A 24,305-nucleotide genomic window follows, 5' to 3' on the forward strand; every position below is an offset into this window, starting at 1 on the left:
CTCAGGGCGCCACGTGCGCGATGGTCAGCAGGAACGCGCCGTACCAGGCACTTCCGATGGTGATCACCGGCAGCAGCACCGCCAGTACCCGGTTCGGCAGCTTCGCCAGCATGAGCGCGACCGGCACGGTCAGCACGAACGCCGGCAGCAGGAAACGCGCGCGGGACTGGAAGAAGTTCGAGGAGCACAGCGCGATCACCACGGTGAGCGTGCCGTAGATCTGCCACGGCAACGGCAGCCGCGTCGCCCACGTCCAGAACTGCAGGACCACCGCGGCGAGCACGACGAGCGCGGTCACGGTGATCCAGCTGGCGTGGTCCGAGGTGAGGCCTTCGCGGACCTGGGTCCAGGTGAAGACGCCGAAGTCGAAATGCATCTGCCAGGCGTTCTGCAGCCAGAACCAACCGTCCGGACGCCCAGTCTGGATCCAGACGTACCCGAAGTAACCCAGCAGACCGAGCGGCGCGATCAACCCGCCGATCCACGGCCGCCAGCCGTCGCGACGCTGGAAAACCGCGATCAGCGCGGCAATGCCGACCGCCGCGATCAACGCGCCGGAACTCGCCCGGGTCAGTCCGGCCAGCACCGCGAGCCCGCCCGCGGCGAGCCATTCGCGCCGCGCGAGCAGCACGAACGTCCAGGCCACCAGCGCCATCAGCAGCGATTCCGAATACACCAGATGCAGTGCCGTCGACCCCGGCCCGATCGACCACAGCACGGCGACCAGCAGGCCCACGCGCGGTCCGGCCAGGTCGCGGCCCAGCACGAACAGGCCCCACGCGGCCGCGCATCCGGCCAGCAGCGAGATCGTCATCCCGGCCACGAGCGGCGGGATCCCGACCAGCGTCAGCAACGCCACCGTCGCCGGGTACAGCGGGAAGAACACCAGGCTGTTCTCGACCGGCAGCCCGTTGGCGCCGAGCGTGACCGGCTGGTCGTAGCCGTGCTGCGCGACCGAGAGGAACCAGTTCGCGTCGAAGTTGGCGATGAACCGGCCCGGCGACACGTCGGCCTTCCAGCTCATCATCCACAGCACGCCGAACGCGACGAGCTGGAACGCCAGGTAGAGGCTGATCGCCGGGGCGGCTTGGCGGAACGCGGCGCGCAGGGTCGGCGAACGCTCGACGGCCCCGTCGAGACTGGACTGCTGCACGCTCCCCGAACTCCTGAACTGTTCGTGCGAAACCGGACGAATTCCTGCCTGATCGTACCTGCCGACCGCATAATCCGAGGCCAGAACGGGTCTTGTGACTTATCCCCCCGGTTGCCGCCAATTGCGGGGAGTACGTCCGGGCCGGGTCGGCGAGGCGGTAGCCTTCACGAGGTTGTCGGTAGCGGAAGACGGGGGTGAGCACGCTGGCCGAGCCGAATTCCGCTGCCCTGGCCGACCCTTCGCCCGCGCCGCCGAAGAAGACCCGGATCGTCTTCATCGACATCGGCCGAGGCCTCGGCGCGCTGCTGGTCTTCTACAGCCACATCGCCCATCCGTGGGTCATCGCGAAGAACGACAAAGCCCCGTACGTCGACTTCATCGAGGCGCTCACGAGCGATCCGATGCACATGTCGAAACAGGGCATCGGGCAGATCGCGGTGCCGTTTTTCTTCCTGGTCAGCGGTTTCGTCGTGACGCCGATCGCGCTGCGCCAGGGTACCGGGCGATTCGCGCTCAACCGGTTCATCCGGGTCTACGCGCCGATGCTGTTCGTGGTGGTGCTGACCGCGTTCCTGCTGCTGGTGAACCTGCACCCGCCGTCGACCGGCCAGCCGCAAACGCTGAACCCGCTCACCGTCCTCACCAACACGACGCTGGCCAACTACCTGATCTACCCGCAGATCGTGCTGGTGCCGGTGGCCTGGACGATGATCGTCGAGGTCATCTTCTACCTGCTGCTGATGGCGGTGCTGCCGCTGCTGCGCCGGTGGGTGTGGCTCGCGATCGCGGTGGAGCTGACGTTCATCTTCGTGGTGATGATGAGCCGGTCCCAGCTCGGACCGTCGTGGTCGTTGTTCGCGGTGAACGTCTCGTACCTGCCCGCGATGCTGATCGGCCAGGTCATCTGGGCGACGACCAAGAAACAGATCCCGCTCTGGACCGGCGCGCTGTACGGCGGCTGCGCGTGGTCGCTGTACGTGCTGGCGGACGTCATCAATGTCGGCCGCGTGGACAGCTCGTACAATCTCGCGCTGGCCTTCGCCGTCACCTGCTTCCTGATGGGCATGTTCGCCGAGGACCGGCTGAAGCAGCGCAAGATCTGGACCATGCTGTCCGAGCGCAGCTACTCGATCTACCTGCTGCACATGCTGGTCACGTTCGTGCTGCTGCAGTTGCTGCGCCCGGCGGTGCCGCTGCCGATCGCGCTGCTGATCGTGATCCCGGCGGTGTTCGGGGTGGTCGAGTTCAGCTACCGGTTCGTGGAACGGCCGAGCCACTCGCTGGCGCGGCGGCTGTCGCACCGGCCGAAGCCGCCTCCGCCCGCGCCGGAAACGCCCGAACCGCCGGTGGAGCCGCCGGTCGAGACCCCGGGGGAAACCACTCAGCTCGTGGACGCCGCCGAGGTGACCACCGAGATCCCGAGGATTGCGGCCGAACCGCTGCCGCCGCGTCGTCCGGCGCCCCGGCCGCGTCCCGGGCAGAACGGTCGGCCGCCGAGGATCGGCACTCCGCCGCCCAGCGACGCTCCGCGCGTTGACCAGCCGCGCCCGATGGCACCTCGCGCGAATGGCGGCGCGCACCGGGCACGTCCCGTCACGGAATCGGGCGTCGACCGCATGGCCGAGCCGCCAGTGCGCCGCGCGGTGCCGCCGCGCCGGCCTCCGTCAGCTCCGCCGGAGCTGCGCTACCAGCCGGACCAGGAAAACCAGGCCCAGCGCGGCGACCACGACGATCTCCCACGCCACCGGGACTCCTTCCGCCACACCCCTCGCTGAGATGTGATGCTCTTCCCGTAAGGCGTGCGACGGTGGGAGGACGTTCACCGACACGGCCTAACTCACACTCTGGGCTTAGCTCACTAGTGCGAGCCGCGGCGCGGGGTGACGAGGCCGGATTCGTAGGCGAGCACCACCAGCTGCGCCCGGTCGCGAGCGCCGATCTTGGTCATGATGCGGCTGACGTGCGTCCGCGCGGTCGCCGTGGAGATGACGAGGTGAGCGGCGATTTCGTCGTTCGACAACCCGCCCGCGACCAGTGCCAGCACCTCGCGTTCGCGTTCGGTCACCTCCTGCACGGCCGAGGTGTCGATCCGCCGGTGCTCCGGCCGTCCGACGATCTCGGCGATCAACCGGCGCGTGACGGTCGGCGCGAGCAACGCCTCCCCCGCCGCGACGACGCGCAGCGCGTGCAGGAGTTCGACCGGTTCGGTGTCCTTCAGCAGGAACCCGCTGGCCCCCGCGCGGAGCGCCTCGTAGACGTACTCATCGACGTCGAACGTGGTCAGGACCAGCACTTTCACCCCGGTGAGGTCGGGATGCGAGGTGATCCGGCGGGTCGCTTCGAGACCGTCGGTGCCGGGCATCCGGATGTCCATCACGACGATGTCGGGCCGGTGCTCGACCGCTTGCGCGACGGCCTGCTCGCCGTCGCTCGCCTCGCCGGCGACCTCGAAGCCGTCCTCGGTGTCCAGCAGCAGCCGGAATCCGGCGCGGACCAGGGCCTGGTCGTCGGCCAGTACGACGCGGATGGTCATTTCTCCCCCTCCACGGGCAGTTCCGCCCGCACCTGGAAACCCTGCCCGGTGACGCTCGCCTCGACGCTGCCGCCGAGCGCCGTCGCGCGTTCCCGCATGCCGCGCAGACCGTGGCCGGGCGTCGGCTGGACGGTGCCGCGGCCGTCGTCGCGCACGATCAGGACCAGCGTGCCCGGCTTCCGCTCGAAGCGGACCTCGACGCGCTGCGCCCCCTCGGCATGCCGGACGACATTGGTGAGCGACTCCTGCAGGATCCGGTACGCAGCGCCGTCCACGGGCGCGGGCAGCTCGCCGGTTTCGCCATGGAGCTCGACTTCCAACCCGGCGGTACGCGCGTGGTCCAGCAGCTCTTCGACCTGGGCAAGGCTCGGCGCGGGCGCGCGGTTCTCGCCGGAACGCAGCACGGCGAGCGTCGCGCGGAGGTCGTTGAGTGCGGACGCGCTGGCCGCCTTGATGTTGAGCAGCGCCTCTTTCGCCTGCTCCGGCCGCCGATCCGCGACGTGTGCGGCAACCCCGGCCTGGACGTTGATCATGGCGAGGCTGTGCGCGACCACGTCGTGCACCTCGCGGGCGATGCGGAGCCGCTCCTGCTCGGCCATCCGGTGCCGGTGCTCGTCGGCCTGCTCGCGCCGCGCGGCGACGGCGGCGAACTGGAACCGGACCGCGGTCGCGATACCGATCACGGCGGACATCCAGACCACGGCGAACAACGCCCACGCACTGACCGCAAACGTTTGCGCAACGACGATGTGGACCACGTACGCCGCCACGAGGACGGTCGCGCCAGTGCTCCCGGCGACCACCGGACCCTTCCGCCGGGTAAGCACGAACAACGCGATGGTGGGGACGATGATCACCGGTCCGCCGGGCTCCGCCGACAGGTAGTACGCGTACGCCGAGGCCGCGGTGAGCACGAAAAGCGGCAGTGGGTACCGGTGCACGAGCAGCAGGGTGAGGACGGTCGCGGCCAGCCACGCGGCCCCGAGCGGACTCAGCGGGTGCGGGGCGTGCTGCCAGCGGCCGGACGCGCTGGAGCCGCCGAGCACGAAGGCGAGCACCACGAGGGTCCGGAACACCCGCCCGAACCACGGGTTCCGCGCCCGCCACCAGTAGTGCATGGTGCGAAAGCTACCGGGGAAGTCCGTCGGGCGCGTCCGTCAAGGAGCGCGGGATCCGGCTACGCGCGGCGAGGTATGTCGAGAACGCTCGCGCGGCTCCGTTCACTGGTCAAACGGAGAAACGGAGACGGCGATGGGCGAGGTAGTGGCCGGGGCGAGCATGTCGCTGGTCGGTTTCGTGGCGGGGCCGGGCGAATCGGGGTTCGATCTGTTCTTCGGCTGGACGGGCAGCGGTGCTGAGGAGGTGCCGACCGCGCAGCCGGGACGTTCGCTGCGCATGTCCCCGGCCAGCGCGAAGGTCGTACGCGCGCAACTGGAGTCGACCGGGGCGCTGGTGGTCGGACGGCGGCTGTTCGACCTGACCTCGGGCTGGGGCGGGACGCATCCGTTCGGCGTGCCGGTGCTGCTCGGCGGCGGGGTGTCGTTCTTCGGCGAGTTCGGGCTCGGACCGGTGCGCCTCGGCCCTCCCGACGTCACGCCCGGCAAGGGCGTGACCCATCTGCGCTATCGCGTGGTCGGGACGAATTCCCGCAGCTTCTCCCGGGTCTCGTCGTTCGCCGGGGTGTAGACCGACATCCGGATCTCCGAGCGGCGGCCGGCGTAGAGGTAGGTGAAGTCGAACGTCAGCAGGCCCGCCTCCGGGTGCAGGTACCGCTTGCTCTTGGCCTGCTCGGTGTTCACGTCGTGCTGGCTCCACAGCTCCGCGAAGCACGGCGACTCCGCCTTGAGCCGTTTGACCAGCGACTTCCAGCCGGGTTCGCCCATGTGCTCGGCCATCGCGGCGCGGAAGGACGAGACCATCCGCGGCACGTTCTGCTCCCAGTCGACCATCCGCTCTTTCCACTCGGGATTGAGCAGGCACTGGACGAGCGTGTTGCGTTCCTCGTACGGGATCTTGTCGACGCCGCCCATCAGCCAGTCGTAGCCGGCGTTGTGGCCGAGCACGTCGAAGCGCGCGTTGCGGACCGCGACCGGGAACGGCTCCAGCTGGACCATCATGTCCTGCATCGACGGGGTGATCGCGGAGCAGTTCTTCTTCTCGGTGACCGGCTCCGGCGCGCCGGCGAGGGTGAACAGGTGCACGTGCTCGTGCGGATCGAGCCGCAACGTGCGGGAGATCGCGCTGAGCACCTGCTCGGACGCGTTGATGTCGCGGCCCTGTTCGAGCCACGTGTACCAGGTGACGCCCACCCCGGCGAGCTGCGCGACCTCCTCGCGGCGCAGCCCCGGCGTGCGCCTGCGGCCGCCGATCGGCAGGCCGACCTGCTCGGGCGTGATGCGGCCGCGCCGGTTGCGGAGGAACTCTCCCAGCTCGGTCCGGCGCAGGCGGTCTTCGATGCCAGTGGTCACGAATACCAGGGAAGCACACCGCCGACCCTGTTACCAGGTAGTCGCAGTACCAGGATAAAAGCACACCTGGTACCAGGGTTTGCCTCAGCGGAACGTAGTACTCATGACGACTACCACCACCGCCCCGGCAACGGCCACCGCCGCCGTCGGGACGCCGGCGAGGACCGGACTCACGTCCGCCGGCTTGATCACCGTGCTGCTGGGGGCGGCACTGCCGATCATCGACTTCTTCATCGTCAACGTCGCCCTGCCCACCATCGATGCCGACCTCCACGCATCCACCGCGACGCTCGAACTCGTCGTCGCGGGCTACGGCATCGCGTACGCGGTGCTGCTCGTGCTCGGCGGACGGCTCGGCGACACCTTCGGCAGGCGCAAGCTCTTCCTGCTCGGCCTCATCCTGTTCACGCTCACCTCGCTGGCCTGCGGCGTCGCCCCGGACGCCGCCACGCTGGTCATCGCGCGCGTCGCACAGGGCGCGGCTTCGGCGATGCTGCTGCCGCAGGTGCTGTCGATCATCCAGGCCGGCACGTCCGGCGAACGCCGCTCCCGCGCGATCGGCCTCTTCGGCGCGACCGGCGGCATCGCCACCGTGATCGGGCAGCTGCTCGGCGGCGCGCTGGTGGCCGCCAACCTGTGGGACCTGAGCTGGCGGCCGATCTTCCTGGTCAACGTGCCGATCGGGCTCATCGGGCTGCTGCTCGCGCGCCGCACGGTGCCGGACAGCCGGGCAAGCAACCCGCTCGGCGTCGACCGCTGGGGCACCGCGCTGCTGGCCGTTTCGCTGCTGTCGCTGCTGATCCCGATCATGGAAGGCCGCGCACTCGGCTGGCCGTGGTGGAGCATCGCGCTGCTGGTGCTCTTCCCGTTCGCGGCGTACGGCTTCGCCCGCGTCGAGCGGAAGCTCGAAGCCGCCGGCGGCACCCCGCTGCTGCCGCCGGCCCTGCTGCGCACCGCGAGCGTGCGACACGGCCTGACTGTCGCGGTGCCGTTCTTCTGCACCTTCGGTTCGTTCATGTTCGTCTACGCGGTGACCCTGCAGAACGGCCTGCACCTGGGCCCGCTCGGCGCGGGACTGGCCTTGACCCCGATGGCGGTTGCGTACTTCACGACGTCGCTGGTCAGCAGCCACCTCGTGACCCGGTTCGGCCGCAAGATCGTGCCGATCGGCGGGCTGATCCTCGCTGTCGGACTGCTCGCGCTCGCCGGAACCGCGTTGCTGGAGTGGCCCGACCTGTCGATCTGGCAGCTGGCCCCGGCGATGGTGCTGATCGGCGTCGGCAACGGGCTCGCGATGAGCACCCTGTTCCGGGTCGTGCTGTCCCGGGTGCCCGCCGACCTCGCCGGTGTCGGCGGCGGCGTGCTGACCACGACCCAGCAGACGTCGCTGGCGCTGGGCGTCGCGGTGCTGGGCAGCCTGTTCGCCAGCCTGAGCGTGCCCGGCGTGCTGGGCTATCAGGGTGCGTTTGTGCTGGTCATCGGGATCCTGGCGGCGCTGGCACTGCTGGTGAGCGGGCTGGCGCGGAAACTGCCCGACCCCCGCTGAGAAAGTCGTCCGACGGAAAACTCCGCTCCCGGACGACGATGGAGATGTGACGGAACCTCGGGTGCAGCCAGACCCGGCCTTCGCGCTGCTCGGCCTCTACGAGACGGCCTTGCCGGAGGTCTACGGCTACCTGCTCGCGAGGTGCGGCGACCGCGTGCTGGCGGAGGAACTGACGTCGGAGACGTTCCTGGGCGCGGTCGCCGCTTGCCGCAAGGAGCACGCGCCGCCGGTGAGCACGCCCTGGCTGATCGGGGTGGCCCGGCACAAACTGGCCGACCACTGGCGGCGCGCCGAACGGGAACAGCGCGGGCTGCGGCTCGTGCACGACGCCGAAGACGACGTCGAGGATCCCTGGGACGAGCAACTCGACGCCCTGCGTGCACGGCAGGTGCTCGATTCGCTGTCGGTCTCGCATCGGGCGGTGCTCACCTTGCGCTACGTCGACGGCCTTCCGGTGCGCGACGTCGCCGCGCATCTCGGCCGGACCATCCATGCGACAGAGGCGTTGCTGACGCGGGCCAAAACCGCGTTTCGCCGCGGCTACCAGGAGAAGGAGGGACGCGATGCCTGAACCTTTCGACGCGCTCGCACTGCCCTCGACTCCGGCCGACCCCGATCCGGCCTTCGCCGAGCAGCTGCGGGACGACCTCCGCCGCCTGATCCTGAACGGAGCGGACATGACCACCACCGAAATCGAGGCCCAGCCGGGCGCGCTCACGCCCTACCTGGTCGTGACGGACGCCCGGGCCGCGCTCGACTTCTACGTCGAGGTGTTCGGCGCCCAGCGCCGGGCCGAGCCGATCGTGATGGACGACGGCCGGGTCGGGCACGCCGAACTGGCCATCGGCGGCAGCGTGCTGATGCTCGCCGAGGAATTCCCCGAACTGGGCAATGTCGTCGCTCCCGAGGGCGGCGCGCTGGTGCGCGTCGAGGTGCCGGACCCGCGGGAAGCGGTGCGGCGGGCGGTGGAACTGGGCGCGGAACAGCTGCGGCCGGTCGAAGACCGCGGCTACGGACTGAACGGCGTCATCCGCGACCCGTACGGCCAGCGCTGGCTGGTCGGGAAGGCCGCACCGCGGGCGAGCACTCCCGGGGGCCGCACGTATCGGCACGGCGAGGCCGGATACTTCACCTTCCAGGTGCCTGACGACGTCCGAGCCAAGGCGTTCTACGGCGCGGTGCTCGGCTGGCAGTTCAGCCAGGGCAGCCTGCCGACCGCGTGGCGCATCGAGGGCGACGGCCTGCCCGGCGGGCTGTGGGGCGGGACGGAACTTCAGACCGGCTGGAAGCTGATGTTCGCCGTCGACGACCTCGAAGCCGCGCTCGGCCGGGTGCGCGAGCAGGGCGGCCGGGCAGGCGAGGTGGAGCACCAGCCGTACGGCCGAACAGCGGATTGTGCCGACGACCAGGGGATCGAGTTCTGGCTGTGGGAACAACCACGCACGTGACCTCGGCCAAAACCCGGGCGGCAAACCGGCCGCCCGGGCGCACACTCGGAAGATGGCCGCGCACTGGACGCCCCGAAACGAAGCCGAACTGACTGCCGGCTGGCAGCTGTGGCTCGCGCTGCGCTCGTCCGCCTGGCCGGGACCGGACTGGGACGGGACACCCGCCGAAGCAGTCCGCGGACTGGAACGGTGCTTCGCCGCCTGCGACGAAATCCTCGCCGCGTACGACCAGCCGGACTCCGCGGTCGCCGGGCTGGTGCGCTCGATGCTCCTGGCCGCCAACTGGACCCTCGGACTGTGGCGCGACGACACGGACCCGCTCGATTCCGAGCGCGCCGCCATGCTGCACGCCGACCTGGCCGCGTTCTCCGACCACGCGGAGAGCGTCCGGACCTTGCTGGCCGCGGGCGGCGGGTGGGCCTCGCTTCCGCGGTGACCCGCCCGCCGTCCGTCTACACAGGACTTACCAGCGCGCGGGCCGCTTCCGCTCCGGCTCGTACGGCTGTGTGATGACCTCGATCCCGTTTCCGCCCGGGTCAAGGAAATACACGCCGCGGCCGCCGTGGTTGTGGTTGATCTCGCCCGGCCCCTGCCCGCCGGGTCCGGCGTGGTAGGCGATGCCGGTTTCCTTCAGCCGCGCGAAAAACGCGTCGAAGTCGTCCTCGGGGATGAGGAAACAGTAGTGCTGCAGTCTGCGATCGGCGTCCGGGACCGTGGCGAAGTCGAGCCGCACGTCGTTGCTGGTTTCGACGGGGACGAACGGGCCCCATTCCTCGCCGATCTCGAAACCCAGCAGGTTCGCGAAGAATTCGGCGGATTCCCGGTTGTCCCGGGACGGGACCATGAGGTGATTCAGTTCAAGAGAAGCGGACACGAAGCAATGCCTCCAGAAGGCATCCCAGCACCTCCATGCCTCACCCAGCCGGTGACCGGCACGCGATGCCGCCGAAGAGCATAGCGCAAGACGGGCGGATCTCCGATCAGGAAACCGGAACCCGCCGCCGGGCCGCACGCGGGCGTCCGACGCCCTGCCACGACAGCCCCGCGTCGAGAATCATCCCCGGGTCAAGGAGATTGCGGGTGTCGACGACGTCGTCGCCCTCCATCGCGTCCGCGATCGCCACCCAGTCGAGATTGCGGAACTCGGCCCATTCGGTAAGCACCACAACGACATCCGCGTCCTTGGCGACCTGGTACGGATCGTCCACGACGGTCATCCCGGCGATCCCGCCGGACACCGCGGGGTCGTACGCGGTGATCTCCGCGCCGAGCGCACCCAGCACCGAAGACACTGCGAGCGCGGGAGAATCGCGCAGATCGTTGGTACCCGCCTTGAACGCCAGGCCCAGCACGCCGATCCGCGCGCCGGCCAGCGTTCCGCCGCAGGCGCCGGCGATCTTCGCCACGATGCGGTCGCGCTGGGCGATGTTCTCGTCGATCGCCGAGGTCAGCATGCGGAAGTCGTAGTCCACCGACTCCGCGACCTTGACCAGCGCGCTGGTGTCCTTGGGCAGGCACGAACCGCCCCAACCCGGGCCGGGCTTGAGGAACGTGCGGCCGATCCGCCGGTCGTAGCCCATGCCCTCGGTGACCAGGTCGATGTCCGCGCCGAGCCGTTCGCACAGCTCGGCGATCGAGTTCACATAGGACAGTTTGAGCGCGAGGAAGCAGTTCGCCGCGTACTTGACCAGTTCCGCGCTCGCCGCGTCGGCGACCACGACCGGGGCGGCGAGATCGCCGTACAACTGCCCGACCCACGCGGCCGCCGCGTGCGAATCCGAACCGACCACAATCCGGTCCGGGTTCAGGAAGTCTTGCACCGCAGTGCCTTCGCGCAGGAACTCCGGGTTGGACACGACCGGCACGTCGTCGCGGCCGACCATCGCCTGGATCCGTTTCGCGGTGCCGACCGGCACTGTCGACTTCGTGATCAGCGCGCAGCCCGGCGGCAGCACGTCGCCGATCTCGGCGGTCACCGCCTCCACCGCGCGCAAATCCGCGGAGCCGCCCGCGCCCATCGGCGTCGGCACGCAGAGGAACACGCCCTCCGCGCTGCGCACGGCTTCCCGCGCGCCGACGACGAACGACAGCCGTCCGTTCGCCAGTCCGCGGGAGACCAATTCGGCCAGTCCTGGTTCGAGGATGTCCACGCGGCCGGCCGACAGCCGGTTCACTTTCGCGACGTCCACGTCCGCACACGTGACGCGGTGCCCGAGGCTCGCGAGACAAGCCCCCGTGGTCAATCCGACGTATCCCGTCCCTACCACCACGATCCGAGCTGAGCTCATGACGCTGAAGGTGACAGCCGGAGTTGACCTCAGTGCTAACGGAAGCGGTCGGGGCCGAATACTCCTCGCGACGACAGCGGGTGAGGCGGCACACTCCGGCAGGGGTGCGAACGAGCGTTAACCTGGGCGCGGAGGTGCACCGCGGCACCCGAGAGCAGGAGGAAGGCTGAAGATGCAGATCACCGACACCGCAGCGCTCGTGACGGGTGGCGCGTCCGGACTCGGCGGCGCGACCGCCAAGGCGCTGGCCGCGAAAGGCGCGCGCGTGTTCGCCCTCGACCTCGCGCCCTCGATCGAGAAGGCCGAGCGGGTCGACGGCGTCACCTACGTGGAAGCCGACGTGACGGACCCGGACCAGGTGCAGGCCGCCGTCGACACCGCGGCCGGCTCGGGCGTACCGCTGCGCACGGTGGTCAACTGCGCCGGCATCGGGCCGTCCGCGCGCATCCTGTCCAAGAAGGGCAGGCACGACCTCGGGCTGTACGCGAAGGTCATCCAGATCAACCTGATCGGCACCTTCAACGTGGTCACCATCGCCTCCGAGGCGATCGCGAAGACCGAACCGCTGGCCGACGACGCACGCGGCGTCATCATCAACACCGCGTCCGTCGCCGCGTTCGACGGCCAGATCGGGCAGGTGGCGTACGCCTCGTCCAAGGGCGGCGTGGTCGGGATGACGCTGCCGGCCGCGCGCGACCTCGCCTCGCACGGCATCCGCGTGCTGACGATCGCCCCCGGCATCGTCGACACCCCGATGCTCGCCACGGTCAGCGACGAATTCCGCGCCGGGCTCGCCGCCGGGGTGCCGTTCCCGAAGCGGCTGGCGCGGCCGGACGAGTACGCCCAGCTCGCCCTGTCGCTGATCGACCACGACTACCTCAACGGCGAGGTCATCCGCATGGACGGCTCGCTGCGGATGGCCCCGCGCTGACCCGCCGGCGAGTGGCTGTGCCGCCCCCTCGACGGCACAGCCACTCGCCAGAGTCACTCCTTGCGCATCCGCACCTCGAGGCCGATCCCGTCCGGGGTCACCTCGCAGGTGCGGAACTTGCTCTCCGCGACGGTCGCCTTGAACTGCTCGGGCGTGTACGCCCGCCGCCGCAGTCCGCGGAGGGTGCGGACGGTGGTGAACGCGGCCACCGGCCCGAGGTTCATCCGCGCGACCTCGGCGTCCAGCTCCGCGTCCGTGGTGCTCTTGCTCAAGTCCTGCACCAGCGCGACGCCGCCCGGCCGCAGCACCCGGTGCATTTCGTCGAGCGCGTCCACCGGGTCGGCGAAGTTCTTGAACGCCGCCTGGCAGATCAGGAAGTCGAACGATCCGTCGGCGAACGGCATCGCCGCCACGTCGCCGCGGCGGAAGTCCACCGGGACGCCCTGTTCCTGTGCGTACTCCCTGGCTAGCTGGACAAACGTCCGGCTGACGTCCAGCCCGGTCACCGTGCAGCGACCCGTACGGGCCAGTTCCACCGAGAAGAAACCCGGACCGGGCGCGACCTCGAGCACGTCAGCGCCCTCGGCCAGGTCCGCGGCCAGCATTTCGGCCGATTCGCGGTACTGCACGAGCTGCGGTTCGGTGCCCCGCCCGCGTGCGTAGGCCCGGGCGATCGGGCCCTCCATCTCCGGCAGCAGTTTCGTGCGATGGCGTTTGACCTGGGTGTTCCCCATGTTCTTCTCCCTGTTCGGCGGATACCGAACCGGAGCCGCGAGCGGGGTGCCCCGTATCCTTGTCAGCGCAGCCTGAGGACAGGTTTCCGCACTCGCGGTTCCAGTTCGACGGTTCCCGGTCCCGGCGGCGGTGTGCCAGCACCTCCTCCGGGACCTCTTTATTCGCCTTCGTTCGCGACGAAGGCGGCCATGTCGGGCAGCTCCCCGGTTTCCCGGTAGCGCCGCCATTCCTCGACCCCCGGCATCCCGCCGGTGGCCAGTTCCTCGCGCAGCCCGCGGACCCATTCGGCCTCCGCGCGCCACATCGCCAGTTGGTACTCCGCCTCGACGAGGACCAGCCGCGGCAGCTCAGCCCGCATCTCCGCCAGCGACTCGACGCGTTCCTCGATCATCCGTTCCAGCTCGCCGACCCGGTGCCGCAGCTGCTCGTCGACGACATCCGGCCCGAGCGCGAGCATCACCGACAGGCCGGTGTGAAACCGCGTCGGCTCCAGGTCCGGCACCGCGAGCAGTTCGGCGATCCAATCCTCCAGCTCGGCCTGGCCCGCCTCGGTGATCCGGTACACCGTCCGCTCCGGCCGGGCCCCGTCCCGCACGTTCTCGACAGCCTCGAGGAATCCGTGCTTCTCGAGGTTGCCGACGACCGTGTAGAGCGAGCCCCACTTGATCTTCAGGTCGCCTTCTTTGCCGCGTTCCCGCAGGAGCGTGGCGACTTCGTACGGATGCATCGGCCGCTCGAACACCGTGGCCAGCACGGCGAGGCCCAGCAAGTTGGACACCTTCCGCCGCTTCAAGCCCGACCTCCTCGTAACCGAGTACTCGCTGACGAGTATATGCGGAAGCGCACTGAACGGCAACGAGCAGACCGGCACCGGAAAATCAGATGTCCAGCATGTACGGGACCTCGTCCTGGGCCCGCCCGCTCATCCACTCCCGCAGAGCCTTGGTCGCCAGCACGTCGTCCTCGTTGTACCGCAGCAACCGCTCGCGCTGGTCGTCGTCGGGGACCTCGCCGCCCATGCCGACCGCGTCCCGGTACCACCGCATCGACGCCTCGCCGCCGGCCTCCGGATCCCGCCAGGCGAACCCGGCCACCGGCGCGATCACCTTCAGCCCCTTGCCCCGCGAGCACAGGAACTGATCCGTCACGCTGCGGAAAAGGTCCACCCACTCGTCGGAGTCCACAAAGGACTGAATGGTGCGCTTCTCCGGGACCCCGGGGTACTCCCCGAACCTCTCGGCGGACCCGAACAGCCACCGGTTCTCCGCGAGCGCGTTGTAGCAATACGCCCGGAAAGTCAGCCCGGCGGCCAGAGTCCGCTCCCGCACGTCGGTGAACCAAGCCCAGAACTCGGCGAACGAACGCGCCTCGTCCACCGTCGGCAACGGCTCCCAGGTCGCGAACGCCCGATAGCCCCTCGGCACGCCGATGTCCACTCCGGACAGCAGCGTCCCCCACAGATAAGCCCCGGAATCGCCGAAACTCTCCATGTCCACGTCGACCTCGACGTCCGCGCGCGGCACCTCGACCGTCGGCGTGCGGCGCACCACCGTCAGATCCGCCAGCCACGCCCTGGCCAGCATGATCGCGTCCGAGAACGTGCCGCCGGTCCAGTTCATCGGCGGCGGCTCGGCGGCCGGGTCCAGCGCGGCCAGCTTGTCCACAGTGGACACTCCGACGCGGCGCAGCTCGCCCGCGTCCTCACCGCGCACCACCAGGCTCACGTCGCGGGTTTCGGTGAGCACGACCTCGCAGGTGGCCCAGAACGGACACCTCCGGCACTCCAGCACTCGCGAAGGCGCGGCCAGCGCTTCGGCACCGGTCGCGGCCGCCGTCGCCACGGCGAGCCGGTCCTCGAACCGCGCGTCGTATTCGTCCAGCGCGCTGCGGCCGCCCGGCCAGGTGCCCGCGGTGAGGTCGTGCCATACGACGACGTCAGCGTCGAGACCGATCACGCCGCCGAGCGCGCGCCCCGCCGCCGCTTTGCCGTACGTCTCCAGCATTCGCCGCAGATGCGCGAGCCGCAGCTGGTCCCGCGGCTGCGAACGCACCTTGCGCAGTTCGTCCGGCGAACGGCGCGCCGGGTCCAGCTCCGTCATCGCGGTGGTGGGAGCGCCCTGGCCGCGGTCGGTGATCCGGTGCCGGACCACCAGCACCGGCACGTATCCGTCGCCGACGCGCACCAGCAGGTCGATGCCGCCGCGCCGGTGCCCGACCGGGTCGGCGGGCAGCAGGGCACCCCAGATGTACTGCGTGCCCTCGCCGAACGCCTGCTCGGTGAGCCGCACCCGCTCGCCCGCGGGCAGGGTGCGCGGCACCCGCGCCCAGGTCGCGTCCGGCCCTGACGCCGCGACCAGCTGTTCGAGGATTTCCTCGCGGTGCGCGGTCGCGTCGTCGATGCGCTGCTGCGCGGTCGGATCCGGCGGCGGCAGCGGCACGTCGCGCATCGCCGGGTCGTGTTCCAGGTGCACCCGGCGGCGGCAACGGCTCACCGCTCCCGCGTCGAGCAACACCTCGTCTCCCATAGCGATCACAATAGATCGTGGGTACGACATTCCCCGCGCGAGCCGACATGCCCGTCACGTCGGGGACCAGTAAGTTCATGCGGAGAAGGCGTGGGAGGTAACGGCCATGGCGCGCAAGGCCAAGCAGGACAAGGCCAAGCAGGACGAGGGTGAAGCCCGGATCACCCCGAAGAAGGCGAAGAACGCGGTCGCGGTGGCCAAGGTGCTCGGACCGGCGGTGCTGCCGGTGCTAGCGCCGTACGCGGTCCGCGCGGCGGGCGCGGCGCGGGAGGCGTACGACCGCTACCAGGCCCGCAAGCTGGGCGTCGCCGTCGACCAGCTCGGCGAGTACACCGGCCGCGGCGCGGGGCTGCACGCCCGGATCGCGGGTCTCGTGCAGGGACTGGGCGAGCTGAAGAAGTCGGCGAAGGCGACCGACGCGGACCAGAAGTTCGCCGCCGAAACGCAGTCGACGCTGGAGCAGCTGTCGGCCACGGTGCGCGCCGCCGAGCGCATGCCCGCGGCTCGGCGCAAGGCCGCGCACCGCGCGGTGACCGGCGAACTCGAGCGGCTCGAAGACCAGCTGCTGCACCGTTTGGGCATCTGAAAAGCCGAGAAGGGCCTCTTGAGCGAACTCAAGGGGCCCTTCTCCGCTGCCTGCCCGCGCTACTTGATGAAGCCCTTCTGGAGCATCCAGTCGTGCGCGACGGTGCCGGCGTCCTTGCCGTCCACGTCGACCTTCTTGCACAGCTCGACCATCTGCTTGTTGTCGAGCGCCGCCGCCACCTTCTCCAGCGGACCGCGGATGTCCGGGTGCTGGTTCAGGAACTCCGTGCGCAGTGTCGCCGCCGCGTTGTACTGCGGGAACGCCTTCTTGTCGTCGTCGAGCACGCGCAGGTTGAGCCCGGAGATCCGGCCGTCGGTGGTGAACACCTCGCCGACCGGACAGGTGCCGTTGGCCACCGCCGAGTAGATGGTGCCGATCCCGAAGTTCTCGATCTTCGGGTTCTTGAACCCGTACGCCTTGACCGCCGCCGGGAACCCGTCCTGGCGGCTGGTGAACTCCGTCTCCAGGCAGAACCGGTTCTGGTCCGGATGCGAGGCGAGGAATTTCGCCAGGTCCGAGTTGGACTTGAGGTTGTTCTTCGCCGCGTACGCCTCGGTGGTGGCGAACGCGTACTGGTCGTTGAGCGGCGAGTAGTTCAGCCAGGTGACGCCGTACTTCTCCGCGTCCGCCTTCTTCGTGGCCTCGTACTGCGCCTTCTCCCCGCCCGGCACCGGCAGTTCGTTGCCCTGGTAGTTGATCCAGCCGGTGCCGGTGTACTCCCAGGTCACGTCGGTCTGGCCGTTGAGCAGCGCCTGCCGCGACGAGTTCGACCCCTTGATGTCGGTGAGGTCGATGACGTCCGCGCCCGCCGCGCTCAGCGCCATTTCGGCCATGTAGCCGAGGATGATGTTCTCGGTGAAGTCCTTCGACCCGACGACCACCCGCACGCCCTGCAGCGACGGGATCGGCCGGATCGAACCCGGTTCGATCTTGAACGGGATCGAGGTGTTGACGTCGAGGCCGCACGCCGAGAGCGTCCCGGCGAGCAGGGCCGCGCCGACCAGCGCGCCCGCTTTTTTCAGGACCTTCATCAGCGCAGTCCCTTCGGTCCGAAGTACTGCTCGGCGACCGCGCCCAGCCAGTCCACCAGCAGCGCCAGCGCGACGGCCAGCACCGAACCGGTGATCAGCACCTTCGTGAGGTTGAGCTTGTAGCCGGTGTCGATCAGGAGCCCGAACCCTCCGGCGTTGACGAACATGCCGAACGTCGCGGTGCCGACCGCCAGCACGAGCGACGTGCGCAGGCCGGCCAGGATCAGCGGGACGGCGAGCGGGAATTCCACCCGCCACAGCACCTTCGACGCCGACATCCCGATGCCGCGGCCGGCGTCGATCAGCGACGGGTCCACCTGCTGGATGCCGACCATCGTGTTGCGCAGCACCGGGAGCAGCGAATAGAACGCCAGCGGCAGCGCGGCGACCCAGAGCCCGCCGACCGCGCCGGTGAAGATGAACCACAGCACCAGCACGCCCAGCGCGGGCGCGGCCTGACCGATGTTCGCGATCGCCAGGAAGACCGGCGCGAGCCATTTCGCCCACGGCCGGGTCACGACGATGCCGAGCGGCACCGCCACCAGCACCACGATCGCGGTGACCACGAGGGTCATCGCCACGTGGTCGCGCAGCGCGGTGAGCAGCGATTCGGCGTTGAGGGTTTCCTTTTCGGTCGCGGTGAGCCCGCTGGCGAACACCCAGGCGAGCGTGGCCGCGACGATCAGCACGACCGCGGCGGGCTGGGCGAACAGCCGGACGCGTTCCGCGCGGCGAGAGCCTGACTCGGTACTGAAACCGGTATCGACGGCAGCGGTCATGCCGTGGCCCCGTCCTCGTCGGCGTGCTCCTCGAGGTGATCGTCGGCGTGCTCGTCGCGCAGCTGCTGGATGGTCGAGATGACCGTGTCCAGCTTGATCGTGCCCGCGTATTCGCCGCGCGGACCGGTGACCGGCACCGAACCGCCTTCGGCGAGCATCGCCTCGAGCGCGTCCTGCAGCGTCGACTGGAGGCTCACGATGTCGCGCAGCGGCTTGCCGACCGAACCCAGCGAGGTGGCGTTGGTCAGCTCGCGCACGTGCACCCAGCGGATCGGCCGCCGCCGGTGGTCGAGCACCAGCGCGAACGGCTTGCGCGTTTTGCTCAGCTTCTCCCGCACGTCGGCGGGCGATTCGTCGATCGTCGTGGTGAGCGCGTCCTGCTGCAGTTCGACGTCGCGCACGCGCAGCAGCGTCAGCTGCTTGAGCGAAGCGCCGGCACCGACGAAACCGGCGACGGTGTCGTCCGCCGGGTTCGCCAGGATCGACTCCGGGGTGTCGTACTGCAGGATCTTCGACTGGTTGCCGAGCACCGCGATCCGGTCGCCTAGCTTGACCGCTTCGTCGAAGTCGTGCGTGACGAAGACGATCGTCTTCTTCAGGTCCGTCTGCAGCCGCAGCAGTTCGTCCTGCAGGTTGCCGCGGGTGATCGGGTCGACCGCGCCGAACGGCTCGTCCATCAGCAGCACCGGCGGGTCGGCGGCGAGCGCGCGGGCCACGCCGACGCGCTGCTGCTGCCCGCCGGACAGCTGGCGCGGGTAGCGGTCGCGGAAATCGGCCGGGTCGAGCCCGACCAGGTCCATCATCTCCTCGACCCGCGCGGTCACCTTCTTCTTGTCCCAGCCGAGCAGGCCGGGCACGACGGCGATGTTCTGCGCGACGGTGAAGTGCGGGAACAGCCCGGCCTGCTGGATCGCGTAGCCGATCTGGCGGCGCAGGGTGTCCACGTCGAGCTTCAGCGCGTCCTGCCCGCCGATGGTGATGCGGCCGGATGTCGGTTCGATCAGGCGGTTGATCATCCGCATCGTGGTGGTCTTGCCGCAGCCGGACGGGCCGACGAACACCACGATCTTGCCCGCGGGCACGACCATCGAGAAGTCGTCGACGGCGGGGGCGCGGGTGCCGGAGTAGCGCTTGGTGACGTGGTCCAGTTCGATCTCGACGCCGGAGACGTTTTCTTCTTCGGTCGCAGTGTGCTCAGCCACGGACACCCCTAGAAATGGTGAATCGCTTGATCAGGACGTAGATGCCGTCGAGCACCAGCGCGAGGATGACGACGCCGACGGTGCCGGTGAGGGCCTGGTTGAGGGAGTTCGTGCTCCCGGCGTTGGTGAGGCCGGAGAAGACCTCCGCGCCGAGGCCGGGTCCCTTGGCGTAGGCCGCGATCACCGCGATGCCCATCAGCATCTGGGTGGCGACCCGCATGCCGGTGAGGATCGCCGGCCAGGCCAGCCGCAGTTCGACCCGGGTGAGCACGGACAGCCTGCTCATCCCGATGCCGCGGGCGGCGTCGGTGATCGCCGGGTCGACCGCGTCGAGGCCGACGATCGTGTTGCGGACGATGGGCAGCAGGCCGTACAGCACGAGCGCGATCACCGCGGTGGTGGAGCCGAGGCCCGACAGCGGGATCAGCAGACCCAGCAGGGCGAACGACGGGACGGTGAGGATCGTGCTGGCCAGTGCCGTGGCGACGGCGGAGCCGATGGGGCTGCGATAGACGGCGATGCCGATCAGCACGCCCAGGATCGCGGCGAGGATCGTGCACTGCACGACCATGCTGGTGTGCAGCCACGCCTGGAGCAGCAGCCTTCCCCACCGGTCCGAGATGTACTCGAAGAGGTTCATCCGTATTCGTTCTCCCGCCAGCTCGCGAGCCCCGGACGTCACCCGTTCGGAGTAGCCCATCAGTCGGCAGGGTGACTACCCAGAACGGATACGGTCGAAACCCCCACTTCTCGGTTGTGACTACCCACCGTTTCGCATCAGCCAGGGGTCGGCAACCGAAGCACCCGGCTCCACCGAACGGTTTTTACCGGATCGAGACCCGCCCACCTGTGCGTTTTCCGCAGGTGCTCACCATTCGGGACGCTTCAGTCACCCAGCGGAGTGCCGTTAAGCTGCCCGAATGAGCACTCCGGCCCGGCACCGCGGCGCACTCGCCGCTGTCCGCGGCGGACTGCTCGCTTTGAGCTCCGCGTCACTCGCCGTCACCGCACACGCGGCCGCCGACGGCGGGCTGCCGGATCCCGCGCTCACCCTCCTGCTGACCGGCCTCCTCGGCTGGATCGCCACCGCGCTCGCCGGCCGGGCACGCGGACCGCTCGGCACCGTCGTCGTGCTCGGCGGCGGTCAGCTGGTCATGCACCTGGTGCTGACGACGCTCGCCGGGCACGAGCCGAGCGGTGCGGCGGCCGCGCCGGACGGCTGGGCGATGACCGCGGCGCACGCCGTCGCGACCCTGCTCACCGCGCTGGTGCTGGCGCGGGCGGACGCGATGCTGCTCGCGGTGCTGCACGTACTGCGGGTGATCCTCCCGCTGCTGGTCCGGCCGTTGCCGGTGCCGGTGGCGGCAGCTGGGGTCGCGCGACCGCGGGCAGCCGGGACGGTGCCGTTGCTGACGGTTGACCTGCGGCGCGTGCGCGGGCGGCGCGGGCCGCCTGGGTGTTCCTGAACTTCTCGTGAGCGTCGATCCCCGTGATCGCCGCTGACCACTCCCTTTCCTCTTTCCGGCGCAGGCCCTTGCCTCCGTCGGCTCATCCCTGTTCAGGAGCACTTGTGTCCCACCATGTCTTCCGTCGCGCCGGCGTGCTCGCCGCGACCGTCGCCGCCACCGGCCTGCTCGGCGCCGGCATCGCGTCCGCGCACGTGACCGCCAACGTCTACGGCGACCAGCCGGCCAAGGGCGGCTACGGCACGATCTTCTTCCGCGTCCCGAACGAGGACGCGAAGCTCGGGACCGTCAAGGTCGAGATCGACGTCAAACCGGACTACGGCATCGGCAACATCCGCACCAAGCCGATCCCCGGCTGGACCGCCGAGGTCACCAAGTCGAAGCTGCCGCAGCCGGTGACCACCGCGTCCGGCACGAAGATCACCGAGGCGGTCACGAAGGTCGTCTGGACCGCGCAGCCGGGCACGAAGATCGGCTCCACCGAGTTCCAGGAGTTCGAGATCAGCGGCGGCCCGCTGCCGGCGAATGTCGACCAGCTCGAATTCCCGGCCGTCCAGACCTACGAGGGTGGCAAAGTGGTGGACTGGAACCAGCCCACCCCGCCCAGCGGCGAGGAGCCGGAGCACCCGACCCCGACGATCAAGCTCGCCGCCGCCGAATCCTCGGAGCACGGCGGCCACGCGCAGACCACCGCCGCCGGGGAGAACGCCGAAGCCGCGTCGGCGTCGGACGACACGGCGCGCTGGCTCGGCGGGGCCGGACTCGTCGTCGGCGCGCTCGGACTCGGCGTCGGCGCGGGCGCGGTGCTGCGTTCCCGCCGCCCGGCCACCGGAAAGACCGAAGGAACCAAGTAATGCGTACTGTGCCGATCTTTACTCATCCGGCCACAGCCACGGCCGAATGGCTTCACAGCACGAGTTACGTGCCGCGCGGGGGTCGGCCTACTTTTGGCCGGATGAGTAAAGTGCTTCTCGCGCTGGCGATTTCCGGGGTGGCCCTGCTCGGCACGGCCACCCCGGCGCTGGCACACAACGTGCTGATCAACTCCGATCCGGCCAGCGGCGCGTCCGTCGCCAAGGGACCGGCGAAGGTCACGCTCACGTTCGACCAGTACGTGCAGAACGCCGACGTCAACCAGATCGCGGTGACCGGTCCGGACGGCAGCCAGTGGGCCGAGGGCCCGGTGACGGTGGAGAACAACGTGCTCAGCGCGCCGCTGCGGCCGCTCGGCCCGGCGGGCAAGTACACCGTCGGCTATCGGGTCCTCTCCGCCGACGGGCACCCGGTGTCCGGAGAGATCCCGTTCACCCTCACCACCGCGGGCAACGGCACGCCGGCCAAGGGCGCCGCGGCCAAGGCGGCCGGGGCTCCCGCCCAGTCGGCCCCGGCGGACTCCTCGTCGTCGAGCGGCGTGCCGATCTGGGTGTGGATCGCCGGTGCGGTGGTGCTGCTCGCGATCGGCCTCACCGTCGCGCTGCGCACCGGCCGCGATCCCGGATCGGACAAGGCGGACCAGTGACGCGAGCCGAGACCACCTCCGCGGTCCGCTGGGCCACGCTCGCCTGCGTGGTCGTCGCGGGACTGCTGGGCGCGCTGATCGGCATCGCGCTCACCGCGTCCTCGCCCATTCCGGGCGTGGTGGAACCCAGCGAGGTGGTCTCGGCGGCCATCCCGATCGTGCGGGTGCTGCTGGATCTGGCGGCGGTCGCGACGATCGGGCTGGCCCTGCTGTCCGTTCTGGTCGGCTACGACCGGCCGAAGCTCACCGAACCGGTGATGCGCCGGGCTCGGCCCGCCGCCGTCGCCGCCGCGCTGATCTGGGCGGCGACCGCGGTGGTCGCGCTGATCCTGCAGACCGCGGAGTACAAACCGGGCAAGCGGATGCTGACCGCGGGCGACCTCGGCAGCTACATCGCCGAGGTCGGCGCGGGCAAGGCGCTGGTCATCGTCGCGGTGCTCGCGTTGCTGCACGCCGCGCTCGGGTTCGTCGCGTTGCGCAAGGGCGAGAAGGTGCCCGCCGAGGTGCGGGTGGGCCTGGGGATGTTCGCGCTGCTGCCGTTGCCGGTCACCGGCCACGCGTCGAACTGGGCCTATCACGACTACACGATGATCTCGATGGAGCTGCACGTGATGAGCGCGGTCGCCTGGTGCGGCGGCCTCGGCGCGATGATCGTGCTGCTCGCCGCCAACCGGACGCTGCTCGCGCACGCCCTGCCGCGGTTTTCGAAACTGGCGACGCTGTGCTTGGTGCTCTCCGCGGTGACCGGTCTGTTCAACGGCATCGTGGAAATCCTGGCCAATCCGACAATTGGCTTCTGGGCCGGCGTCTTCACCACTCCGTACGGCCAGCTGATGCTGCTGAAGGTGCTGTGCACCGGCGCGATCGCGCTGCTGGCCGCCAACTTGCGGTGGCGGCTGATGCCGCGCATCGTGCGACACCAGCGGACGGCGCTCGCTTCGTGGGCCACGCTCGAACTGACCGTGATGGGCCTCGCCTTCGGGTTCGCCGTGGTGCTGACCCGGGCCCCGGTCGCGGTGTCCTGACCGTCCAAGGTGACGGCGGGTAGCCGCAACTTGCACAATGGGACTAGCAGTACGCTAACTGGGGCGATCTGCCGGACCGAATTATCGCTGCGCAGCGATACCTCGTCAGCCATCGACGGAAAGCGGCGAACGGTCATCTGCAGTCGGCGAATGCACGTGCAGAATCCTGCTCAACGGTATCTCGTCCACGCGGTGGCCGTCCGGCCCGCGCGAAGGTCGGCCAGCCGACGGCGGAGTTCAGCCCGCACCGGCGGATGACTGCGCAGGATCGGCAGCACGCTCGTCGTCAGCTTCAGCTCGCGCACCGCCCGGAGCACCGAAAACCCTGGCCAGGCCGTCACGTCGAAGCCGTAGGCCGCGGCGAACTCCGCGTACCGGGCGGGCGGGTCACCGAACCGTTCGCGGCCGACGGCGAGCGGCGTCAGGTCCCATTCCGGCGGACCGACGCACGAGGAATCGAAATCGCACAGCACCGGGCCGTCCGGGCCGGGCAGCACGTTCCCCGGATGCGCGTCGCCGTGCACGAATCCCCTGGCCAGCGGGAAATCCAGGGTGTCGAGCCGGTCCCGCACCTCGGCGCACCGCTCCAGCAGGAACCGCTGGTCGGCGGCGGTGAGTTCCTCGGCGTCGGCGACCCTGGCCTCGATCGACCGCAGCGGGTCCCATTCGGGCAGACCGTCCGGCGGAGGCAGCGCGTGCACCCGCCGCAGCAGTCCGGCCAGGTCGGCAGGCGTCGGCGGCGGTCCGGCGAACGGCACCAGCTCCCACACCGTGACCGGGTGTCCGTGCACGTCAAGCGGCTGCTCGACCCCGGCCAGCAACCGGACCGCGGGCACGCCGTGCCGGGCGAAATGCTCGGCCACGCGCACGACCGTGCCGACGCGGTGGCGCAGTCTCATGGAGCCGACGATCCGGACGACGACCGGTGCCCCGTTCAACGCGAAAACCGCGTTGTTGGTGAACCGCAGCAGCCGCGCACCGGCCGGGTCGAGACCGAGCCGAGCGCACGTGGCCGCCAGGACGCGACGCAGTTTCGCAGGGGTGAACCTGCCTTCGGGCAAGAGAAATCC

The 24,305-nt window shown here is 69.9% G+C and carries 26 protein-coding genes; 12 read left to right on the forward strand and 14 right to left on the reverse strand.

From position 1 onward, the window contains the following. Position 1: 1 nt before the first annotated feature. A complete protein-coding gene (locus H5411_RS02175) occupies positions 2–1,153 on the reverse strand; it encodes a glycosyltransferase family protein (RefSeq protein WP_183122798.1) in 1,152 nt (383 codons plus the stop codon). 194 nt (positions 1,154–1,347) lie between these two features. Between H5411_RS02175 and H5411_RS02180 the strand changes: the two genes are divergently transcribed. Further along, entirely contained in the window at positions 1,348–2,928 is a 1,581-nt protein-coding gene (locus tag H5411_RS02180) for an acyltransferase family protein (protein WP_183122799.1), read from the forward strand. Between the two features lie 83 nt (positions 2,929–3,011). On the opposite strand, the gene H5411_RS02185 is transcribed toward H5411_RS02180, so the two are convergent. Together H5411_RS02185 and H5411_RS02190 are read right to left on the reverse strand one after the other, a co-directional pair. Then, positions 3,012–3,686: a response regulator gene (locus tag H5411_RS02185; RefSeq protein ID WP_101436601.1), complete on the reverse strand. Its 675-nt coding sequence runs from the start codon at positions 3,684–3,686 to the stop codon at positions 3,012–3,014. Continuing rightward, on the reverse strand, positions 3,683–4,804 hold the full coding sequence (locus tag H5411_RS02190; RefSeq protein WP_101436602.1) for a sensor histidine kinase: 1,122 nt from the start codon (positions 4,802–4,804) through the stop codon (positions 3,683–3,685). Before H5411_RS02190 ends, H5411_RS02185 begins: the two co-directional genes overlap by 4 nt. Positions 4,805–4,937: 133 nt before the next feature. On the opposite strand from H5411_RS02190, the gene H5411_RS02195 reads away from it, so the two are divergent. Next, positions 4,938–5,372, forward strand: coding sequence for a hypothetical protein (locus H5411_RS02195; protein ID WP_101436603.1), 435 nt, complete (start codon positions 4,938–4,940; stop codon positions 5,370–5,372). On the opposite strand, the gene H5411_RS02200 is transcribed toward H5411_RS02195, so the two are convergent. Beyond that, on the reverse strand, positions 5,309–6,154 hold the full coding sequence (locus H5411_RS02200) for a helix-turn-helix transcriptional regulator (RefSeq protein ID WP_101436604.1): 846 nt from the start codon (positions 6,152–6,154) through the stop codon (positions 5,309–5,311). The two genes, H5411_RS02195 and H5411_RS02200, sit on opposite strands and share 64 nt — an antisense overlap. Before the next feature lie 103 nt (positions 6,155–6,257). Here H5411_RS02200 and H5411_RS02205 point away from each other — a divergent pair, with 103 nt between their 5' ends. From H5411_RS02205 to H5411_RS02220, 4 genes are read left to right on the forward strand one after another with little or no spacing between them, the layout of a single operon-like run. Next, positions 6,258–7,700, forward strand: a complete 1,443-nt coding sequence (locus tag H5411_RS02205; protein ID WP_101436605.1) for an MFS transporter — start codon at positions 6,258–6,260, stop codon at positions 7,698–7,700. A 46-nt stretch (positions 7,701–7,746) separates the two neighbouring features. Then, positions 7,747–8,271, forward strand: a complete 525-nt coding sequence (locus H5411_RS02210; protein WP_101436606.1) for an RNA polymerase sigma factor — start codon at positions 7,747–7,749, stop codon at positions 8,269–8,271. Then, positions 8,264–9,148 carry a VOC family protein gene (locus H5411_RS02215; RefSeq protein ID WP_101436607.1) on the forward strand — a complete coding sequence of 295 codons (885 nt, stop codon included), beginning with the start codon at positions 8,264–8,266 and terminating at the stop codon, positions 9,146–9,148. The genes H5411_RS02210 and H5411_RS02215 overlap by 8 nt, the downstream gene beginning before the upstream one ends. A gap of 52 nt (positions 9,149–9,200) precedes the next feature. Continuing rightward, on the forward strand, positions 9,201–9,584 hold the full coding sequence (locus H5411_RS02220; RefSeq protein WP_167441942.1) for a hypothetical protein: 384 nt from the start codon (positions 9,201–9,203) through the stop codon (positions 9,582–9,584). A 27-nt stretch (positions 9,585–9,611) separates the two neighbouring features. Here H5411_RS02220 and H5411_RS02225 read toward each other — a convergent pair whose 3' ends face one another. Together H5411_RS02225 and H5411_RS02230 are read right to left on the reverse strand one after the other, a co-directional pair. Then, complete coding sequence (locus H5411_RS02225) at positions 9,612–9,992, reverse strand: VOC family protein (RefSeq protein ID WP_101436609.1); 381 nt, start codon at positions 9,990–9,992, stop codon at positions 9,612–9,614. A 136-nt stretch (positions 9,993–10,128) separates the two neighbouring features. Next, positions 10,129–11,436, reverse strand: coding sequence for a UDP-glucose dehydrogenase family protein (locus tag H5411_RS02230; RefSeq protein WP_101436610.1), 1,308 nt, complete (start codon positions 11,434–11,436; stop codon positions 10,129–10,131). A gap of 172 nt (positions 11,437–11,608) precedes the next feature. Between H5411_RS02230 and H5411_RS02235 the strand changes: the two genes are divergently transcribed. After that, positions 11,609–12,367 (forward strand): SDR family NAD(P)-dependent oxidoreductase, encoded by a 759-nt coding sequence (locus tag H5411_RS02235; protein ID WP_101436611.1) that lies wholly within the window; start codon positions 11,609–11,611, stop codon positions 12,365–12,367. Between the two features lie 53 nt (positions 12,368–12,420). On the opposite strand, the gene H5411_RS02240 is transcribed toward H5411_RS02235, so the two are convergent. From H5411_RS02240 to H5411_RS02250, 3 genes are all read right to left on the reverse strand, one after another. Next, entirely contained in the window at positions 12,421–13,101 is a 681-nt protein-coding gene (locus H5411_RS02240; RefSeq protein WP_183122800.1) for a class I SAM-dependent methyltransferase, read from the reverse strand. Positions 13,102–13,259: 158 nt separating this feature from the next. After that, positions 13,260–13,895: a PadR family transcriptional regulator gene (locus tag H5411_RS02245; protein ID WP_183122801.1), complete on the reverse strand. Its 636-nt coding sequence runs from the start codon at positions 13,893–13,895 to the stop codon at positions 13,260–13,262. Between the two features lie 85 nt (positions 13,896–13,980). Then, positions 13,981–15,627, reverse strand: a complete 1,647-nt coding sequence (locus H5411_RS02250; RefSeq protein ID WP_183122802.1) for a TM0106 family RecB-like putative nuclease — start codon at positions 15,625–15,627, stop codon at positions 13,981–13,983. A 106-nt stretch (positions 15,628–15,733) separates the two neighbouring features. On the opposite strand from H5411_RS02250, the gene H5411_RS02255 reads away from it, so the two are divergent. After that, entirely contained in the window at positions 15,734–16,213 is a 480-nt protein-coding gene (locus tag H5411_RS02255) for a DUF6474 family protein (RefSeq protein WP_101436614.1), read from the forward strand. A gap of 59 nt (positions 16,214–16,272) precedes the next feature. Here H5411_RS02255 and H5411_RS02260 read toward each other — a convergent pair whose 3' ends face one another. The 4 genes from H5411_RS02260 to H5411_RS02275 are packed head-to-tail and all read right to left on the reverse strand — an operon-like array spanning position 16,273 to position 19,865. After that, positions 16,273–17,244, reverse strand: coding sequence for a glycine betaine ABC transporter substrate-binding protein (locus H5411_RS02260; protein ID WP_101436615.1), 972 nt, complete (start codon positions 17,242–17,244; stop codon positions 16,273–16,275). Continuing rightward, positions 17,244–18,023: an ABC transporter permease gene (locus tag H5411_RS02265; protein ID WP_101436616.1), complete on the reverse strand. Its 780-nt coding sequence runs from the start codon at positions 18,021–18,023 to the stop codon at positions 17,244–17,246. Before H5411_RS02265 ends, H5411_RS02260 begins: the two co-directional genes overlap by 1 nt. Continuing rightward, positions 18,020–19,231, reverse strand: coding sequence for an ABC transporter ATP-binding protein (locus tag H5411_RS02270; RefSeq protein ID WP_183122803.1), 1,212 nt, complete (start codon positions 19,229–19,231; stop codon positions 18,020–18,022). The genes H5411_RS02265 and H5411_RS02270 overlap by 4 nt, the downstream gene beginning before the upstream one ends. Beyond that, positions 19,218–19,865, reverse strand: a complete 648-nt coding sequence (locus tag H5411_RS02275; protein WP_037806896.1) for an ABC transporter permease — start codon at positions 19,863–19,865, stop codon at positions 19,218–19,220. Before H5411_RS02275 ends, H5411_RS02270 begins: the two co-directional genes overlap by 14 nt. A 280-nt stretch (positions 19,866–20,145) precedes the next feature. On the opposite strand from H5411_RS02275, the gene H5411_RS02280 reads away from it, so the two are divergent. The 4 genes from H5411_RS02280 to H5411_RS02295 all read left to right on the forward strand — a co-directional run bounded on the left by H5411_RS02280 (position 20,146) and on the right by H5411_RS02295 (position 23,235). Beyond that, on the forward strand, positions 20,146–20,691 hold the full coding sequence (locus tag H5411_RS02280; RefSeq protein WP_101436617.1) for a hypothetical protein: 546 nt from the start codon (positions 20,146–20,148) through the stop codon (positions 20,689–20,691). Positions 20,692–20,795: 104 nt separating this feature from the next. Next, positions 20,796–21,545: a YcnI family copper-binding membrane protein gene (locus H5411_RS02285; protein WP_183122804.1), complete on the forward strand. Its 750-nt coding sequence runs from the start codon at positions 20,796–20,798 to the stop codon at positions 21,543–21,545. Between the two features lie 101 nt (positions 21,546–21,646). Beyond that, positions 21,647–22,210, forward strand: a complete 564-nt coding sequence (locus H5411_RS02290; protein ID WP_167441944.1) for a copper resistance CopC family protein — start codon at positions 21,647–21,649, stop codon at positions 22,208–22,210. Further along, complete coding sequence (locus H5411_RS02295; protein ID WP_101436619.1) at positions 22,207–23,235, forward strand: copper resistance D family protein; 1,029 nt, start codon at positions 22,207–22,209, stop codon at positions 23,233–23,235. The genes H5411_RS02290 and H5411_RS02295 overlap by 4 nt, the downstream gene beginning before the upstream one ends. Positions 23,236–23,405: 170 nt before the next feature. Here H5411_RS02295 and H5411_RS02300 read toward each other — a convergent pair whose 3' ends face one another. Next, complete coding sequence (locus H5411_RS02300) at positions 23,406–24,296, reverse strand: phosphotransferase enzyme family protein (protein WP_101436620.1); 891 nt, start codon at positions 24,294–24,296, stop codon at positions 23,406–23,408. Positions 24,297–24,305 lie beyond the last annotated feature (9 nt).

Origin of the sequence: Amycolatopsis echigonensis (genome assembly GCF_014174495.1) — a bacterium.
GTDB lineage: Bacteria > Actinomycetota > Actinomycetes > Mycobacteriales > Pseudonocardiaceae > Amycolatopsis > Amycolatopsis echigonensis.